General features: G+C 70.8%; 17 protein-coding genes, 1 tRNA gene and 1 pseudogene. 1 reads left to right on the top strand and 18 read right to left on the bottom strand.

Annotation, left to right across the window (positions count from 1 at the left end; translation table 11 throughout):
* The 18 genes and pseudogenes from DDE13_RS19375 to DDE13_RS19460 all read right to left on the bottom strand — a co-directional run.
* Positions 1–314 (bottom strand): annotated as a pseudogene (locus DDE13_RS19375) (hypothetical protein); the annotation flags it as partial.
* Positions 311–700 carry an ExbD/TolR family protein gene (locus tag DDE13_RS19380; protein WP_111405885.1) on the bottom strand — a complete coding sequence of 130 codons (390 nt, stop codon included), beginning with the start codon at positions 698–700 and terminating at the stop codon, positions 311–313. The gene DDE13_RS19380 and the pseudogene DDE13_RS19375, both read right to left, overlap by 4 nt.
* Before the next feature lie 3 nt (positions 701–703).
* On the bottom strand, positions 704–1,093 hold the full coding sequence (locus tag DDE13_RS19385) for a biopolymer transporter ExbD (RefSeq protein ID WP_111405898.1): 390 nt from the start codon (positions 1,091–1,093) through the stop codon (positions 704–706).
* Entirely contained in the window at positions 1,083–1,778 is a 696-nt protein-coding gene (locus DDE13_RS19390) for a MotA/TolQ/ExbB proton channel family protein (protein WP_111405886.1), read from the bottom strand. Before DDE13_RS19390 ends, DDE13_RS19385 begins: the two co-directional genes overlap by 11 nt.
* A complete protein-coding gene (locus DDE13_RS19395; RefSeq protein WP_235868782.1) occupies positions 1,775–2,206 on the bottom strand; it encodes a hypothetical protein in 432 nt (143 codons plus the stop codon). Before DDE13_RS19395 ends, DDE13_RS19390 begins: the two co-directional genes overlap by 4 nt.
* 45 nt (positions 2,207–2,251) lie before the next feature.
* Positions 2,252–3,049: a heme ABC transporter ATP-binding protein gene (locus DDE13_RS19400; protein ID WP_111405887.1), complete on the bottom strand. Its 798-nt coding sequence runs from the start codon at positions 3,047–3,049 to the stop codon at positions 2,252–2,254.
* A gap of 4 nt (positions 3,050–3,053) precedes the next feature.
* Positions 3,054–4,139 (bottom strand): FecCD family ABC transporter permease, encoded by a 1,086-nt coding sequence (locus DDE13_RS19405; protein WP_111405888.1) that lies wholly within the window; start codon positions 4,137–4,139, stop codon positions 3,054–3,056.
* Positions 4,139–5,008 carry a heme/hemin ABC transporter substrate-binding protein gene (locus DDE13_RS19410; RefSeq protein ID WP_111405889.1) on the bottom strand — a complete coding sequence of 290 codons (870 nt, stop codon included), beginning with the start codon at positions 5,006–5,008 and terminating at the stop codon, positions 4,139–4,141. The genes DDE13_RS19405 and DDE13_RS19410 overlap by 1 nt, the downstream gene beginning before the upstream one ends.
* Positions 5,009–5,010: 2 nt before the next feature.
* Positions 5,011–6,078, bottom strand: coding sequence for a hemin-degrading factor (locus DDE13_RS19415; protein ID WP_111405890.1), 1,068 nt, complete (start codon positions 6,076–6,078; stop codon positions 5,011–5,013).
* 466 nt (positions 6,079–6,544) lie between these two features.
* Positions 6,545–6,620: transfer RNA gene (locus tag DDE13_RS19420), tRNA-Thr, on the bottom strand.
* 66 nt (positions 6,621–6,686) lie between these two features.
* Entirely contained in the window at positions 6,687–7,283 is a 597-nt protein-coding gene (locus DDE13_RS19425; RefSeq protein ID WP_111405891.1) for a 2-hydroxychromene-2-carboxylate isomerase, read from the bottom strand.
* 149 nt (positions 7,284–7,432) lie between these two features.
* The gene (locus tag DDE13_RS19430) at positions 7,433–9,805 is read right to left on the bottom strand and encodes an aldehyde dehydrogenase family protein (RefSeq protein WP_111405892.1); all 2,373 of its coding nucleotides are present in this window, start codon (positions 9,803–9,805) and stop codon (positions 7,433–7,435) included.
* A gap of 7 nt (positions 9,806–9,812) precedes the next feature.
* Positions 9,813–10,778, bottom strand: coding sequence for a deoxyribose-phosphate aldolase (deoC, locus tag DDE13_RS19435; RefSeq protein WP_222626147.1), 966 nt, complete (start codon positions 10,776–10,778; stop codon positions 9,813–9,815).
* A gap of 68 nt (positions 10,779–10,846) precedes the next feature.
* The gene (locus DDE13_RS19440; protein WP_111405893.1) at positions 10,847–11,551 is read right to left on the bottom strand and encodes an energy-coupling factor ABC transporter ATP-binding protein; all 705 of its coding nucleotides are present in this window, start codon (positions 11,549–11,551) and stop codon (positions 10,847–10,849) included.
* Entirely contained in the window at positions 11,530–12,255 is a 726-nt protein-coding gene (gene cbiQ / locus DDE13_RS19445; RefSeq protein ID WP_222626148.1) for a cobalt ECF transporter T component CbiQ, read from the bottom strand. The genes DDE13_RS19440 and cbiQ overlap by 22 nt, the downstream gene beginning before the upstream one ends.
* Positions 12,252–12,821 carry a cobalamin biosynthesis protein CbiL gene (locus DDE13_RS19450; RefSeq protein WP_111405895.1) on the bottom strand — a complete coding sequence of 190 codons (570 nt, stop codon included), beginning with the start codon at positions 12,819–12,821 and terminating at the stop codon, positions 12,252–12,254. The genes cbiQ and DDE13_RS19450 overlap by 4 nt, the downstream gene beginning before the upstream one ends.
* On the bottom strand, positions 12,818–13,435 hold the full coding sequence (cbiM, locus tag DDE13_RS19455; protein ID WP_111405896.1) for a cobalt transporter CbiM: 618 nt from the start codon (positions 13,433–13,435) through the stop codon (positions 12,818–12,820). Before cbiM ends, DDE13_RS19450 begins: the two co-directional genes overlap by 4 nt.
* Before the next feature lie 12 nt (positions 13,436–13,447).
* Positions 13,448–14,221, bottom strand: a complete 774-nt coding sequence (locus DDE13_RS19460) for a DUF4198 domain-containing protein (protein ID WP_111405897.1) — start codon at positions 14,219–14,221, stop codon at positions 13,448–13,450.
* Positions 14,222–14,443: 222 nt separating this feature from the next.
* Between DDE13_RS19460 and DDE13_RS19465 the strand changes: the two genes are divergently transcribed.
* Positions 14,444–15,349 carry a LysR substrate-binding domain-containing protein gene (locus DDE13_RS19465; RefSeq protein WP_111405901.1) on the top strand — a complete coding sequence of 302 codons (906 nt, stop codon included), beginning with the start codon at positions 14,444–14,446 and terminating at the stop codon, positions 15,347–15,349.
* Positions 15,350–15,422 lie beyond the last annotated feature (73 nt).

Below are 15,422 nucleotides of genomic sequence, written 5' to 3' on the forward strand. Positions count from 1 at the left end.
GGCGTGACCTTTTGTGGCGCCGCGGCTGCGGCGGCACCTTGCGGCGCGGACACGGATGGTGCCGGCGCGGCTGGCCGAACCGGGGCAACCCGCGCCGTGGTGTCCCGCGGCGAGGCGACGTCCGCCGGATCGGGCACCACCGCGCCCGAAACGACCCCCGCCGCTGCGTCGGCGAAGCTGTTGCCGATCATCGCCACGCGCGCCTGACCGCCCGGCGTATCGGGTGCGCTGTCCGTCTGGAACGTAGCCAAGCCCGCGGCATGCAGCGCCAGCGACAGGCCCGACGCGACAACGATCGCCCGCGCGGCGGTCATTCGACACCCCGGCGGGTGACGATCACAACGTCGCGCGCCGCGTCGCCCCTCAGGGCGGCAGCAACCGCGATCAACCGTTGCGCGGGCACGGCCCGGTCCGGCACGATCCGAACGGTCGCGGCGGGATCGGACAGGCGCTGCGCCAGGTAATCCGCCGTGTCGATCTCGGCCCCGCGATAGAACAGCCGCCCGTCGGCGCGCAGCACGACCGCATCGGGCGGCGGGGCGCCTTCCAGCGCGGCGGTGTCCACGAGCGTCACATCCCGGTCGAGCGGCGGGGCGATGGTCCCCGCCACGAGGAAGAACACCAAGAGCAGGAATACCACGTTAATGAGCGGGATCGTCGTCTCGCGCCGGGCGCGGGACGGTCTGCGGTGCAGGGCCATCGGTCAGACCAGCAGGCTGACGGCGACGCGGGGCAACGCCCGCAGCACGACCAGCACATCGACCAGCCGCTGCGCCTTCACCTCCGGCCCGAGCGACACGAGCACCAGCACCGTCGCGCCCGTCCCCGGCGCGACGGCGGCCACGGCGTCGGGCAATGCCTCCGCCGATGCCACCGCGCGCCCATTCAGGTCCAGCCCGTCCGGCCCGACGCTCAGGAACAGCGGCGCGCCTTCGGGCGCCACGGCACCGTCCTGCGCCGTCTGCAACGGGATGTCGGCGAAGCGCGAGAAGGTGGAACTGAGCATGAAGAACAGCAGCAGCAGGAAGATCACGTCCACCAGCGGCGTCAGCGCGATGCGCCGGGCGGGTCTGCGCCGACGCTCAATGCCCATGGGCCATGCGCGGGGATGCCGCGCCAGCCTGCGCGGGGCGGTCCGCGTCCGCATCAGGGTCCATCGGGCAGAAGATCGTGGCCAAGACACGGTCGGCCCAGAGCCGCTCGCGCGCCGCCCGCGTCTCGAACCAGGACAGGATCAGCACGGCGGGCATGGCCACCGCCAGCCCGGCGGCTGTCGTCAGCAGGGCCACCCAGATCCCGCCCGCAAGGACTGCGGGATCGACCGTCGTGCCCGCCTCCTGCAATGCGCGGAACGCGTCGATCATCCCCAGGACGGTGCCGAACAGCCCAAGCAGGGGTGCGATCTGGCCGATCGCATCCAGCAGGCGGAACCCGCTTTCCATCCGCGCGAGCCGTATCTCGGCCTCGGCCGTGATGCGGGCCTTCAGGGCCGCCGCATCGCCCGGCGGCGCGGCCAGCGCCGCGGCGAAAACCGGGGCAAGGTGGTGGCGGCTGCGCGCCAGCAGCGCCCTTGCCTGCGCGGGGTGATCCTGTGCCAGAACCCGCAGCGCAGGGTCGATCCGCCCGTGCCGACCGACCCCGAGCACCGCGAAATCCCACAGCTTGAACAGCGCCGCGGCGACGACGACCACTGACAGCAGCATCAGGACCGCGATGACCGGGCCGCCAAGAGCGACGATCTCGCGCATCTGCACCAGAACCGCCTGCGCCACGCTCATCCCTGCACCCCGACCGGCGTGCGCGACGTCAGGGACAGAGGCGCTCCGCAGGCGCCATCGCGGCCGCTGCACGCCGCGACCCCGTTGACGAGCACATCGCCCAGATCGCCGCAGGCAAGGCCGCCAAGGTCGAACTGCCGCACACGCGGCACCCCCGCCGGAAGGTTCTGGAACTCGAACAGGGTCAGCCGGTCCACCTGCCCGTCCGTCCGGATCATCACGATTTCCAGCGTCAGCGCGTCGATATCCGCACCGGTCGCATTGGTGGCCATGAAGGTCAGCCGACAGGCGCCATCCACCGGGTCGACCCGGTTGAGATCGAGCGTCAGCGTCGGGGCGGCGGCATCTTCCGCCAAGGCCGTCCCTCCGCCAATCGGCAGCGCCAGCAGCGCGGCGGCGATCATCGTCCAGCGGGCTGTGCGGGTCATCTTCGGCTCCTCGTCTTGAACAGGCGGTGTGATGGATGCGGGGTTTCAGGAACCGGCGGCGGCAACTGGACCAGCGGTCTGCGGCAGCACGAAGGGCACGGGGCCGTCGGGCACCGTGTTGAGCCGCAACCGGCAGCCATAGACCCGCGACAGGCGGGCATCGTCGAACACCGCGGCGGGCGCGCCCTGTGCCACGACACGCCCCTCCGCCATCACGGCGACGCTGTCGGCGAATTGCGCGGTCAGGTTCAGATCGTGCATCACCGCGACCACCCCGCCGCCCCGGTCGGCATAGCGGCGCACCAGCGCCATGACATCGATCTGGTGGCCGATATCGAGACTGGAAACCGGTTCGTCGAGGAGCAGCCAGCTTGGCCCCGCGTCGGTCACCGGTTCCCAGACCTGCACCAGAACGCGCGCCAGCTGCACGCGCTGCTGCTCGCCCCCGGACAGGTCGTGGTAGAACCGTGCCGCGAAGCCCTTCAGCCCGACCTCGGCCAGCGCGCGCTGCGGCAGGGTTTCGCGGGCAGGCCCGATCTGGGCGATCAATCCCAGGCGCACGACCTCCAGCACCGTGAACGGGAAGGCGAGCCGCGTCGCCTGCGGCAGCACCGCGCGCCGCCGCGCCAGCCGGTGCCCCGGAATGACCGCCATGGGCGTGTCGTCGAGCATGAGCCGCCCCGTGTGGCCCACATCCCCGGTCAGCGCCCGCAGCAGCGTGGTCTTGCCGGACCCGTTCGGCCCGACGATGGCGGTGACGGCACCCGCGCGGGCGGCGAAATCGGCACCGTGCAGGATCGGCCTGCCACCAAGGGCCACCGTGATGTCGTGCGCGTCGATCATCGGGTCACAGGTCCAGCACTGCGCGGTTGCGCAGCAGGATCCACAGGAAGAACGGCCCGCCCAGCGTGGCGGTGACGATGCCGATGGGCAGCTCGGCGGGGGCGATGATCGTGCGGCTGATCATGTCCGCGCCGACCAGCAGCAGCGCCCCCAGAAGGGCGGCATTGGGCAAGAGATAGCGGTGGTCCGGCCCCACGGCGATGCGCAGCATGTGCGGCACGACGATGCCCACGAACCCGATCCCGCCCGACACCGCGACGGCCGCCCCGGTCGCCCCCGCCACGGTCAGGATGGCGGCGGATTTCAGCCGCTGCACGCGGATGCCCAGGTGCCCCGCCGCCGGTTCCCCAAGCGCCAGCGCATTCAGGCCCCGCGCCAGGAAGGGCGTCGCCAGCAGCGCCAGCAGGATCAGCGGTGCCGCCGCCGCCAGCTTGGCCCAGGTCGCCCCGGCCAGCGACCCGAGCCCCCAGAAGGTCAGATCGCGCAGCTGCGCATCGTCGGCGACGTAGACGAGTATCCCCGACAGCGCCCCCGCCAGCGCCCCGAGCGCTATGCCGGCAAGCAGCATCACCGCCACCGACGTGCGCCCGTTGCGGGTGGAGATCGCGTAGAGCAGCATGGTGGACACCCAACCACCCGCGAAGGCGGCAAGCGGCACCGCATGGATGCCGACCAGCCCTGCCAGACCCGCAGGCAGAAGCCCGCCCAGCACGATGGCCCCGATGGCGCCCAGACCGGCCCCGGCGCCCACGCCCACAAGGCCGGGGTCGGCCAGCGGGTTGCGGAACAGCCCCTGCATCACCGCGCCCGACACGGCGAGCGCCGCGCCCACAAGCACCCCCATCGCGAGACGCGGCAGGCGGATGTCGAACAGGATGACCCGGTCGCGCAGCGGCAGGGTTTCGCCATCGGCAAGCATGCCGAGCGCGCGCCACAGCGACACTTCGGATGCGCCCACGGTCAGGCTAGCGGCACCCATCACCGCCAGCAGCAGCATCAACACCGCCGTCGTCCACCGCGCCCGCGCGCGCCGGTCCCCTGCCGGCCGGGCGCGGGGGGCATGGAGGTCGCCGGATGCGAGGGCCACCATCAGTCCGCGTCCGGGTAAAGCGCGGCGTGCAGCCGGGTCACGGCGTCGGGCGTCCGCGGCCCGAAGCCCAGCAGAAGCAATCCGTCCATCCGCAGGATGGCCCCTTTGTCCGCCTGCGCGGCCGGGGTGGTCGCGATGGCGGGATGCGTCAGCAGGTCGGCATCCGCGATGGCATGGTCGCCGCGCCGATCCATCATCAGGATGATATCGGGGGCGACGGCGACGATGGCCTCGTCCGTCAGGGGCTTGTATCCGGTGAACCCGGTCACCGCGTTCACGCCGCCGGCCAGCGCGATGATCCCGTCCGCAGCCGTGTCGCGCCCCGCGGCGAGGATCCGCCCCCCCTGCATCGAAAGGACGAACAGCACGCGCCGAGGCGTCTCCGTGCGGCTGGCGGCAGCGGCGCGTTCCAGCGCGGCATCGGTGTCCGCGGCCAGCGCGGCGCCTTTCTCCGGCACACCCAGCGCATCCGCCACGGCCATGATCTTGGCGTGCACCGCCGCGCGAGTGTAGTCGTCGGGCACCATGACGAAGGGCAGGGCTGCGGCAGTCAGGATCGCGACGGTTTCGGGCGGGCCCGCGCCGTCCTCGGCGATGATCATGTCGGGGTCCACGGACAGCACGCCCTCGGGCGACAGCGCGCGAATGTAGCCGACATCGGGCAAGTCCGCGACGGCATCGGGGTAGACCGAGGTGCTGTCGCGCGCCACCAGCCGGCCACCTTCGCCAAGCGCGTGGACGATCTCCGTGACCGAGCCGCCGATGGATACGACGCGTCCGGGTTGCGGACCGGCCACGGCCATGCCCGCCACGAGCGCAAGGGCCAACGCGCCCGTCACGGATTGCAGGACAGACAGATGGCACCGCATCGTCACGCGCCCTCGGCGGACTCTGCCCGCGGCAGACCGTCCGTGATCGCGCGGAACGCGGGCACGTGGTCCGCATCGTCCTTGCGCACACCGAAGACCTGAAGGATCAGCCCGCCATCCGCGGCGAAGGCTTCGACAGACAGCGCCGGGCCGCGGCGGGTCGGCTTTTCCACCAGCCAGACCTCGGTCACGCGATCACGGCGCAGGTGCAGGTTGAAGCCGGGGTCCATGATGTTCTGCCACGGGCCCATGGGCTTGAGCGTGTCGATAGGGCCGGAATGGATCTGGATGCAGCCGGCATTGCCGACGAAGACCATCACCGGGACACCTGACCCGGCAATCGTGGTCAGCAAGTCGTCGACCGCCGTTGCGGCGAGCGGCACGGCGCGCGGCGCGCCCGCCAGCCGATACGCGCCCAGCCGGTTCATCTTCAATTTCGATACCAGTCGAAGGAACTGGTGGGTATCGGTCATCTTCGCCCATTCGGCGCGCAGGGTTTCGGCCCGTTCCGGGTCGCCGCGCGGCGTCTCGGTCGCGGCAATGGGGGCGAGCGCGAGGCGGTCATCCTGAGCGTCGGTCGCAAGATCCGCGGCAAGGTTCGTCCAGGCGCCCGCATCGGACCCGGCGCGCAGGAACACCTTGTGCACGGCCATGCCCGCCGCGTCGAAGACCTGCACGCTGCGCCGGAGGCTGTCGCCGCTGCCGGTTTCCACCGCGAAGGCATGGACCCAGTGGCGCGAGAAGATCCGCAGGTCGATCGCCCCGTTCAGCACCATGGCCGCATGGTCGCCGGGGTGGTAATTGGCATAGTCCCCGACCTTTTCATGCACGACGTGATCGTTCCGGGTCAGCGCCATCACCGTCCCGAGATCACCGAGGCGCGGCACCAGCCTGTCCGGGTCTGCCGAAATGCGCGTGACGCCGCGGCCCACCTGCGCGGCCAGCAATTGCGCCTCGGCGACCCCGAGACTGTCCGCAAGGTCCCGTGGCCGCATGTCGGGCTGTGTCGCGAGCGCGCGGCGCAGGTGTTCCGGGTCATGCGTTTCGGGCGCGGCGAGAGAAGACACCATGGCCTGTTCCTGTCGTGTTTGGTGACGAACGGCGCGTGTCTGGCGGATGCCCTGTCGCGGCAGGCATGGCTGGAGCGCATCGGGCCTGTGCCGACCCGAAATCCCGAGTGTTTTAGTAAGAAGAACCGGCGGAGGCAAGCAGATATGCGCAGGCGGCGCGTCGCGCCATGGCAAGTCGGGACCGCGCAGTCACCGCGTCGCAGGACGGCATGCGCGCGCCCCCAGGTTCCCTGACAAGATCAGCATACGCATCAAGGCGGATCGCGCGCGATGCGATGTCGTGGCCGACTGCGGCAGGCTGATGGACGTGCGCGGGCGGACGGTGTAGCGGGACCCTTTGCGGGCAAGCCGAAGCAAAGCGCACTCCCTCAGGCAACCTGGACACCGTGACCCTCTGACCTCCTGGGCGGTTGAACAGGGGCCGACCCTCCCCTTTGGTCTTGCACGCAAGATCATCAGGGATGGATGGTGCCCCCACACGGACTCGAACCGCGGACCTACTGATTACAAATCAGTTGCTCTACCAGCTGAGCTATAGGGGCACGGGCGCTGTCATACGCCGCAAGGTCGGCCATGGCAATGGGCAATGGCCCTTGGATCGGGCCGGATCAGGCGGTCAGCGCATCGCGGAGGAGTTCCAACCGATCCTGGCCCCAGAAGCGTTCGGTGCCCAGCACATAGGTCGGTGAACCGAACACGCCCGCGGCGATGGCAGCGGCGGTGCATTCGTCGGCGGCGCGAGCGATCTCGGGGCGTGCGGCCTCGGCCATCACCTGCGCGGCGGGCAAGCCCGCGGCGTCCAGTGCCGCGGCAAGCTGGTCCGGGTCGGCGATGTCACGATCCTCCGCCCAGACCGCACGCAGGCAGGCGAAGGCGGCGGCCTCCTGATCGAGGCCCAGAACACCGGCCGAAACGATGGCACGGCAGGCCAATCCCGGCGCCGTGGGCCAGTGCGCTGGCGTGGCCTGCATCGGCAGCCCCTGCGCCGCCGCGAGCCGGGCCTGATCCTGCATCCGGTAGCTTTTGCGGACATCCGATTGCGCCGCGGGCGGCGTGGTACCGGTGGCGGCGAAGACCTTGCCGATCTCGATGGGCCGGAACCGGACCTGCGCCCCGGTCTCGGTCGCCAGCGCAAGGAAAGGCCGATGACCCAGATAGGCGTAGCCCGATATCGGCGCGAAGTAATAGTCTATGATCCGTGTCATGGCCCCGCCCCCTCGTTGCCGACATGAGCCCGGTTTCCGCGCAAGGCGGCCAGACCCGCGACGTGCCTGCGCCCGTGGCGTCTGCCCGATGCACATTATCCCGGCAGATGCGGCCGCTTCGCCCGCGATATGTGCGGCCCCCGCTGCGTTCAGATGCCGTAGGGCAGCCAGACCGTCTTGACCTGCCGCGCACGGTGCAGAAAGTCCGCGCCCTGGCCTTGCGCGGGGTCCAGCCAGTCGCGCGCCCGCCCGCCATCAGTCCAGACGGCCTTGAGATTGCCCGCCGCGCGGCGTTCCGTGTCCGTCGCACCGTCCGCGCTGCCGCAAGACCACAGGCAGGCCACGTCGGCATGGTCGGCAAGTGTCGCCGCAAGCGCATCGCGCGGGCCGGTGACGATGTTCAGCGCCCCGGCAGGAAGATCGGACGTTTCCAGCACCTGATAGAGCGTCGTGGCCACTAGCGGGTGCACCTGCGACGCCACCGCCACCACCCGGTTGCCATGGGCCAGCAGCGGCAGCACCAGCGACAGGAAGGACAGAAGCGGCGCTTCGTCCGGACAGACCACGCCCGCCACGCCCCATGGCTCGTACAGCGCCAGCGTCAGGTGGCGGGCTTGCGTCGCCTGCACGCCGCCATCCTGCTTGTCGGCCTGTGCCGCGTACCAGATGCAGCGGTCGATGGCGGCGGCGACTTCCGCCTCCGCCCGGTCGCCGGTGCAGCGGTCCAGCAAGGCGGCGAACTCCGCCCGCCGCTGGGACAGGTTCTCGGCGAGGAAATACAGGACCTGCGCGCGGGTGTAGGCGCTGGCTTGCGACCACGCGGGGGATTTCGACGCAGCCTCCACCGCGTTGCGGATGTCCTTGCGATTGCCGAGCGCCGCCTGCCCGATCACGGTGCCGTCGGCCCCGCGCACGGGGTAGCTTTGCCCGCCATCGGCACGGGACTGCTTGCCGCCGATATAGTGCTTCGCGGTGATGTCCATCGCGGGTGCATCGCCTCCCTGCCCCGCCGGGGCTGGGTCGAGCGGGGCCGCGTCGGGCCGCATGTCGCCCGGCACGTCCGGCGCGCGCAGGTAGGCCAGCATCCCCTCGCGCCCACCCTCGCGCCCGAAGCCACTGTCGCGCATGCCGCCGAATGGTGCGTTGGCGTCGAACATGTTCGTGCCGTTGATCCAGACGACACCCGCTTTGATCCCGGCGGCCAGCGTCATCGCCCGGTCGATATCCTGCGACCAGATCGACGCGGCAAGGCCATAGGCGGTGTCGTTGGCCAGCGCGATGGCCTCCGCCGGCGTGCGGAAAGTCATGGTGACGGCTATGGGCCCGAAGATCTCGTCGCGGCTGACGGTATGGGCCGGTTCCGTTCCCGTGAAGAAGCCCGGCGCGCAGAAGCTGCCCACGTCCGGCAGGGTCACGGGCGCGCTGTGCAGCACGGCCCCCGCCGTCTGCCCATCGGCCAGCAGCGCGTGGATGCGCGCGAGCTGGGCCTGCGAGACGACCGCGCCCACGTCCATCGTCTTGTCCAGCGGATCGCCCACCCGCAGCGTCGCCAGCCGCGCGCGCAGCTTGTCGAAAAAGGCCTCGGCCACGCCTTCCTGCACCAGCACGCGCGATCCGGCGCAGCAGACCTCCCCTTGGTTGAACCAGACGGCATCGACCACGCCTTCGACCGCGGCATCCAGATCCGCGTCCTCGCACACCACGAAGGGCGACTTGCCGCCCAGCTCCAGCGTCAGCGTCTTGCCCGACCCGGCGGTCGCTTCCCGGATCGCCCGGCCCACGGCGGTGGACCCGGTGAAGGCGACCTTGTCCACGCCCGGATGCGCCACCAGCGCGGCCCCGGTATCCCCGCCGCCTTGCACGATGTTCAGCACGCCGGTCGGCATGCCGATCTCGACGCAGATCTCGGCCAGCGCATGTGCGGTCAGCGGCGTCAGGTCGGCGGGTTTCAGCACGACCGTATTGCCCGCCGCGAGCGCCGGCGCGACCTTCCACGCCAGCATCAGCAGCGGGAAATTCCACGGGATCACCTGCGCGCAGACGCCGTGCGGCTCCATCCCCGGAAACGCGTCGTCCAGCACCGCCGCCCAGCCCGCGTGGTGGTAGAAGTGCCGCGCCACCAGTGGCACGTCGATATCCCGCGTCTCGCGGATGGTCTTGCCGTTATCGATGCTCTCCAGCACGGCCAGAAACCGCTCGCGCTTCTGCACCTGCCGCGCGATGGCGTAAAGGAACCGCGCCCGCGCCGTGCCCGACAGTGCCGCCCATCCGGGCTGCGCCCTGCGTGCCGCCGCGACCGCGCGGTCGATCTCCGCGCCCGTCGCGTGGTGGATGCGGGCGATCACGGTGTCGCGGGCGGGCTCGATCACGTCGGCCACGTCGCCGGTCCCCGGCACGCAAGCCCCGTCAATGAAGTGGCCAAGCCCGTCAGCGTGCCGGGCCAGCCACGCGCGCACGGCGCTGTCATCCTCGGGCGCGGGGCCATAGTCCATCGTCTGCATGATCTCGGATATCCCTGGCATGGCGTCCTCAGGCAAGCGCGTGGCGGTGGGCGGCGGAATAGCGGCCGGTGACGTGGTGTTCCAACTGCCGTTCGATATCGCCCAGAAGCGACGAGGCGCCGATGCGGAAGAGATCCGGCATCAGCCAACGGGGCCCCAACTCTTCGCGCATGAGGATCTGCCACGCCAGCGCGTCCTTCGCGGTCTTCAGGCCCCCCGCGGGCTTGAACCCCACGGCCTGCCCGGTGCGGTCGCGGAAGTCGCGCAGCGCCCGCAGCATGGTCAGCGACACGGGCAGGGTGGCGTTCACGTCTTCCTTGCCGGTGGAGGTCTTGATGAAATCCGCCCCTGCCTGCATGGCTACCATGGACGCCTTGTAGACGGTGGACAGCGTCTGCAGATCCCCGGTGGCGAGGATCGCCTTCATGTGCACGTCCCCGCAGGCCTCGCGCATCGCGGCGATCTCGTCGTAAAGCCGCGCCCATTGCCCGGTCAGCGCCCATTCGCGGGTGATGACGATGTCGATCTCGGCGGCACCTTCGCCCACGGCGTAGCGGATCTCCTCCAGCCGCAGGGGCAGCGGTGTCAGCCCTGCCGGAAAGCCGGTGGCGACCGAGGCGACCGGGATGCCTGACTCGGCCAGCGCGCGCACCGCGTGGGGCACCATGGTGGGATAGACGCAGACGGCGCCCACGGTGATCGGGTCAACCCCCATCGCGGCCAGCAGGTCGGGGCGCACCGGCGCGCGCGCCTTCGCGCAGAGCCGCGCGACCCGCCCTGCCGTGTCGTCGCCCGCCAGAGTAGTGAGGTCGATGCAGGTGATCGCCCGCAAGAGCCAAGCCGCCTGCCAGTCCTTCTTGACGCTGCGCCGCCCGGTCAGGGACGCCGCCCGCCGTTCCGCGGCACCGCGATTCACGCGCACGCCCTCGAACCAGTCGGGGGTGAAGGCAGTGCCGGTCACGCGTGGCACGGCGTCGGACAAATCGTGCGTCATGGGCGATGCGGCCTCCCCAGCCGTTTTTCCGGACCATAGCCAGCCGCGGCACCGGGCGGAAGGGGCTGTCAGGGGGCTGCCTTGTGCAGATGCGGATGGGCGTGGGTGTGCGGGTGGTCGTGGATTTCGGCGGGCACCAGCCGCCCGGCTTCCAGCAGCGCCGCGCGGGAAGCCAGCGACGCCACGAAGGCCGCATCATGGGATACGAGGATAAGCGCCCCGGGGAAGGCCGCCAGTGCCGCATGCAGCCGCGCACCGTTGGCCGCGTCCACGCCGTTGGTGGGTTCGTCCAGCAACAGGACCGCCGGGTCCATCGCCAGCAGCCCCGCAAGGCACACCAGCCGCTTTTCGCCCCCCGACAGCCGGTGCGCGACGCGATCGGCCAGATGCGCGACCCCGAGACCCGCGAGCGCCCGGGTCGCCGCCGCCTCGGCCTGCGCGGGTGTTCGGCCAAGGTTGCGGGGGCCGAAGCACACGTCCTCCAGCACCGTGGGACAGAACAGTTGGTCGTCGCTGTCCTGGAACAGGAACCCGATGTGCGGGCGGGCGGCGGCGAAATCGGCCTCCGCCGCGCAACGCTGGCCGAACAGTTGCACCGTGCCCGTGGCGGCCTGAAGGCCTACGATGGCGCGCAACAGCGTCGTCTTGCCCGCGCCGTTCGACCCGACGATGGCCAGACGCTCCGCCGGGCCCAGCGACAGCGACAGGCCGCGCAGCACGGGTGCGCCGTCGCGGGTGACGTGGAGGTCGTCTAGCTGGACAGGATCGGCCATGCCCGGTCCCCCAGCAACAGCAGCGCAGCCGCGCCCGCGATCAGCGTCGCGCGGGCGATGTCGGGGCCGGTCGGCGGGGTCGCCTCGCCCAGCGGCAGATGCCTCGTGAAACCGCGCGCGCGCATCGCCTCCTCCACCCGCTCGGCCCGGTCCAGCGACCGTACGAGAAGCATGCCCATCAGGTTGCCATAGCTTTGCAGGGTATGCCGGTCGGTGCGGGGCCGGAAGCCGCGCGCGCGCATGGCATCGCGCAGGCGCGCGGCCTCCTGCCCGATGGTCTCGACATAGCGCGCGGTCGCCACGAATAGCGCCACCAGCCGTGGCGGCACCCGCAGCCCGGCCAGCGCCCCGCCCAAACGCACCGGATCCAGCCCCGCCAGAAGCAGCGTCATCGTCAGCACCGCAGCGGTGATCTTGCAGCCCAGAAGTGCGGCCTGCGCCAGCCCCTCGGCACTGGCCGCCAGGGGACCGACCCGCACCAGCGGCGTGCCCGGAATGGTGAGCGGGAGCGTCACAAGAAGCATCAGCACGAAGCCTTCGAGGTGCATCAGCCGCCGCCATGGCAACCCGCCGGCGGACATGGCTGCCGCCAGCACCGCCCCGGCGCAGGCCAGCGCCGCCACGGGCATCGCGGTCAGTTGCGACAGGCTCAGCACAGCGGCAAAGGCGGCGGCGATCCGCAGCCGCGGGTCCGCGGGGATCACCGACTGCGCCCGCGCAGCCACAGCGCGATGCCCGCCAGCCCGAAAATCGCAAGGCCGCCGGACACGAGGTCGGTCACACGCAGCCGCGCGTCCATCTCTTCGATGCGGATCAGCAGCGGTTCGACCTGCCGCGCCACGGCGGATTCGACCGCCGCCTCGATCTCCGCAGCGTTCGGCATGGGGGCTGCCGGGCGGGCATGGACCGTGGGCCCGCCTCCCGGCGCCGGGACCGGTGGCGATGCCGCCCCACCAATCCGGTCTGCCGCCAGCGTCGCACTGGCCGCGTGCCCGTCCCCCGGATCGACAGTCACGACAATATCGCCGGGAACGGGACCGGGCAGGACGAAGCCGAACGCCCCCTCGCCATCGGTCGTGCCGGTCGCCAAGGTCACATCGCCCGCTTCGGCCCGCCACGCGGCACCGTCGGGTCGCCCGCCGCCTACGAAGAACCCGTAACCGCGCACCATCTGCCCTTCGGCGGTGACGAAAACCCGCAGGCTGTGCGCCAGCGCGGGCGGCGCCAGCAGGACCAGTAGAGCCGCCACAATCAGAAGATGCACCCTCATGCCCGCACCGCCAGCGGGGACAGCGCGCCGGGTTGCACCCGCGCGAGAAACCCGAGGGCGAAGGCAGTCACCGCCGCCTCCACCGCCGCGAGCGGCAGGTAGACCGCGGTCATCACCCGTGCCACCGGTGCGAAATGCCCGTCCGACAGGACCAGCGCAACGGCGACCAGCGCCGCGGCCCCTAGCACGGCCAGCGCCCCGGCGAGCGCCCCGCGCCACATCGCGGCGGCGGGCCGGGCGGCACGCCGGATACCGGGGCCGAACACCGCACCCGCCAGCGCACCGGGCGCCGCAACCGCGAGCGTCGTGACCCCGAGCGCCGTCAGTCCGCCGAAGCCGAACAGCACCGCCTGCAACGCCAGCGCCACCAGAACGGCCGGGAAGATCGCCCAGCCGAGCATCACGCCGATCAAACCCGCGAACACGAGATGCACGCTGGTGGGTCCGATCGGCACGGCGATCAGGGAGCCTGCGAAGAAGGCCGCCGACAGGATCGCCGCGCGCGGGATGGCCCGGTCGTCGAGCCGCCGCAGACCCATGGCGACGCCCGCCGCCGCCAACGCCGCGCCGCCGGCAAGAACGGGCACGGAGAGGATACCGTCGGGGATATGCACCGCGCCGCCCCCTCAGCGTGCCGTGGCCGGATCGGTGGCGTGCACCCAGATGAGCGCGCCTTCCTCCACCGGGGCCTCCGTGCCATCCGGCGCGGTCAGGGTCTCGGCGCCCTCCAGCAGCGCCGCGAAACCCCACCAGCCCGCGAAAGGCATGGTGTAGCTGAACGCGCCCGTGGCATCGGCCTTGATGACCTGCGTGATGAAGGCATCGTTGGGCGGGGTGACGCTGCCATCATTGACGAACTCGACCTCGATCTCGGCAAACGGTACCGGCGCGCCGTCCTGCATCACGACGCCGCGAAAGGCATTGCCCGCCCAAAGCCCCGTGGGCCGGGTCAGCGGGGCGATCTCCACCGGCAGGCCCGCCATCGCATCCCAGCCTTCGCCGCTGGCAAAGCTGTCCACGATCACCTTGGCGTGGTGGACGATGAACTTGCCCTCGGCCGGTTCCCAATAGGGCTGCGGCGTGACGAAGAACACCGCCGCATCCGGTTCGTCCAGCTCATGGGTGACCTGCCATGCCTGCGCGCCATCGCGTGCGGCATCGACCAGCATTTCCGACAGATCGGTGGTCGCACCCCCGGTCATTACGCCAAGCGCCGCCGGGCGGGCCATGTCCATCACGGGCCCCATCTCCACCGGGTGGGTGAACACCAGATCGAGCGTGACGGCCCCACCATCGGGCAGCACGTCGGCGCCGGGGATGATCTGCTGGAAATGCGCCATGGCGGGGGCAGCGGCCCCCGTGCAGGCAACGAGGATCGCAAGGGCGCGGGACAGGGTCATGGGAGGCCTTCGGTTTCGTATGAATTCCTTATACGAATATCATACGATCATCCCGGTGCAAGCCGTGCCGACCCGGAGACCGTCCCTGCGCGCCCCTGCCGCAGCGGCCATGGTCGGATTTCCGCCGATGCGCGACGGTCGCTCACCCTTTTCCCAGAATGCCACTGACTTGCGTAAGGTCACCGGCTAGGCTGCGCGGGTTGATGTCACGTGGTGATCAGTATGAAGTCCTTGACCCTTAAGCAGTTGCGATATTTCGAGGCGCTCGCACGCCACCGCCATTTCGGACGCGCGGCAGACGCCTGCGCGATCAGCCAGCCTGCGCTGTCCATGCAGATAAAGGAACTGGAAGAACAGCTTGGGACAGGACTGTTCGACCGCAGCACCCGCAGCCTGCGCCTGACGGGCCTGGGCGAGGAATTTGCCGACCGCGTGCGCGACATCCTGCGCGCGGTGGACGAACTGGGCGATCTCGCGCGCGCGGCACAGACCGGGCTGTCGGGGCCGCTGCGCATCGGGGTGATCCCCACGGTGGCGCCCTATCTTCTGCCGGCCTTCATCTCGGGGCTCGGCGAACGGTATCCCGGGCTCGATCTGCAAGTGCACGAAACGGTCACGCCGAAGCTGCTGACCGAACTGGCGGACGGGCGGCTCGATACCGCCATCGTGGCGCTGCCGGTATCCGAGCCGCACCTGGCCGAGATCGCGCTCTTTTCCGAGGATTTCGTGCTGGTCCGCCCCGTGGCGGACGCTGGGGAACCCGTGCCTGAGCCGGAGACCCTGCGCGAAATGCGGCTGCTTCTGCTGGAAGAGGGGCACTGTTTCCGCGATCAGGCGCTGTCCTTCTGCGCCATGGGTGCCGCGCGCCCCCGCGAGCTGCTGGAGGGCAGTTCGCTGTCCACGCTGGTCCAGATGGTGGGCGCTGGGATCGGCGTGACGCTGATCCCCGACATGGCCGTACCGATCGAGACCCTGTCGGCGCCGGTATCCATCGCGCGCTTTCCGCACCCCGCGCCGCGACGCACCATCGGGATGGTCTGGCGGCGCACCAACCCGCTCGCCGGGCAGTTGCGCCTGCTGGCCGATATCGTGCGGGGCTGCGCACCGCCGGATCGCGCCATCGCCTGATCGGTCTCCGCGCGCGTGGCGGCCGGGCGCCGCCGGGTCTGCGCCCGGCGGGTCGTGGGACGGGTCGGCGCCG

Origin of the sequence: Meridianimarinicoccus zhengii (genome assembly GCF_003254465.1) — a bacterium.
In the GTDB taxonomy this organism is placed as follows: Bacteria; Pseudomonadota; Alphaproteobacteria; order Rhodobacterales; family Rhodobacteraceae; genus Meridianimarinicoccus; species Meridianimarinicoccus zhengii.

What these genes read in the sequence shown, in the direction of transcription:
- DDE13_RS19380 (WP_111405885.1), bottom strand. Translation starts at nt 700, where the DNA reads ATGGCCCTGCACCGCAGACCGTCCCGCGCCCGGCGCGAGACGACGATC.
- DDE13_RS19385 (WP_111405898.1), bottom strand. Translation starts at nt 1,093, where the DNA reads ATGGGCATTGAGCGTCGGCGCAGACCCGCCCGGCGCATCGCGCTGACG.
- DDE13_RS19390 (WP_111405886.1), bottom strand. Translation starts at nt 1,778, where the DNA reads ATGAGCGTGGCGCAGGCGGTTCTGGTGCAGATGCGCGAGATCGTCGCT.
- DDE13_RS19395 (WP_235868782.1), bottom strand. Translation starts at nt 2,206, where the DNA reads ATGACCCGCACAGCCCGCTGGACGATGATCGCCGCCGCGCTGCTGGCG.
- DDE13_RS19400 (WP_111405887.1), bottom strand. Translation starts at nt 3,049, where the DNA reads ATGATCGACGCGCACGACATCACGGTGGCCCTTGGTGGCAGGCCGATC.
- DDE13_RS19405 (WP_111405888.1), bottom strand. Translation starts at nt 4,139, where the DNA reads ATGGTGGCCCTCGCATCCGGCGACCTCCATGCCCCCCGCGCCCGGCCG.
- DDE13_RS19410 (WP_111405889.1), bottom strand. Translation starts at nt 5,008, where the DNA reads ATGCGGTGCCATCTGTCTGTCCTGCAATCCGTGACGGGCGCGTTGGCC.
- DDE13_RS19415 (WP_111405890.1), bottom strand. Translation starts at nt 6,078, where the DNA reads ATGGTGTCTTCTCTCGCCGCGCCCGAAACGCATGACCCGGAACACCTG.
- DDE13_RS19425 (WP_111405891.1), bottom strand. Translation starts at nt 7,283, where the DNA reads ATGACACGGATCATAGACTATTACTTCGCGCCGATATCGGGCTACGCC.
- DDE13_RS19430 (WP_111405892.1), bottom strand. Translation starts at nt 9,805, where the DNA reads ATGCCAGGGATATCCGAGATCATGCAGACGATGGACTATGGCCCCGCG.
- deoC (WP_222626147.1), bottom strand. Translation starts at nt 10,778, where the DNA reads ATGACGCACGATTTGTCCGACGCCGTGCCACGCGTGACCGGCACTGCC.
- DDE13_RS19440 (WP_111405893.1), bottom strand. Translation starts at nt 11,551, where the DNA reads ATGGCCGATCCTGTCCAGCTAGACGACCTCCACGTCACCCGCGACGGC.
- DDE13_RS19450 (WP_111405895.1), bottom strand. Translation starts at nt 12,821, where the DNA reads ATGAGGGTGCATCTTCTGATTGTGGCGGCTCTACTGGTCCTGCTGGCG.
- DDE13_RS19460 (WP_111405897.1), bottom strand. Translation starts at nt 14,221, where the DNA reads ATGACCCTGTCCCGCGCCCTTGCGATCCTCGTTGCCTGCACGGGGGCC.
- DDE13_RS19465 (WP_111405901.1), top strand. Translation starts at nt 14,444, where the DNA reads ATGAAGTCCTTGACCCTTAAGCAGTTGCGATATTTCGAGGCGCTCGCA.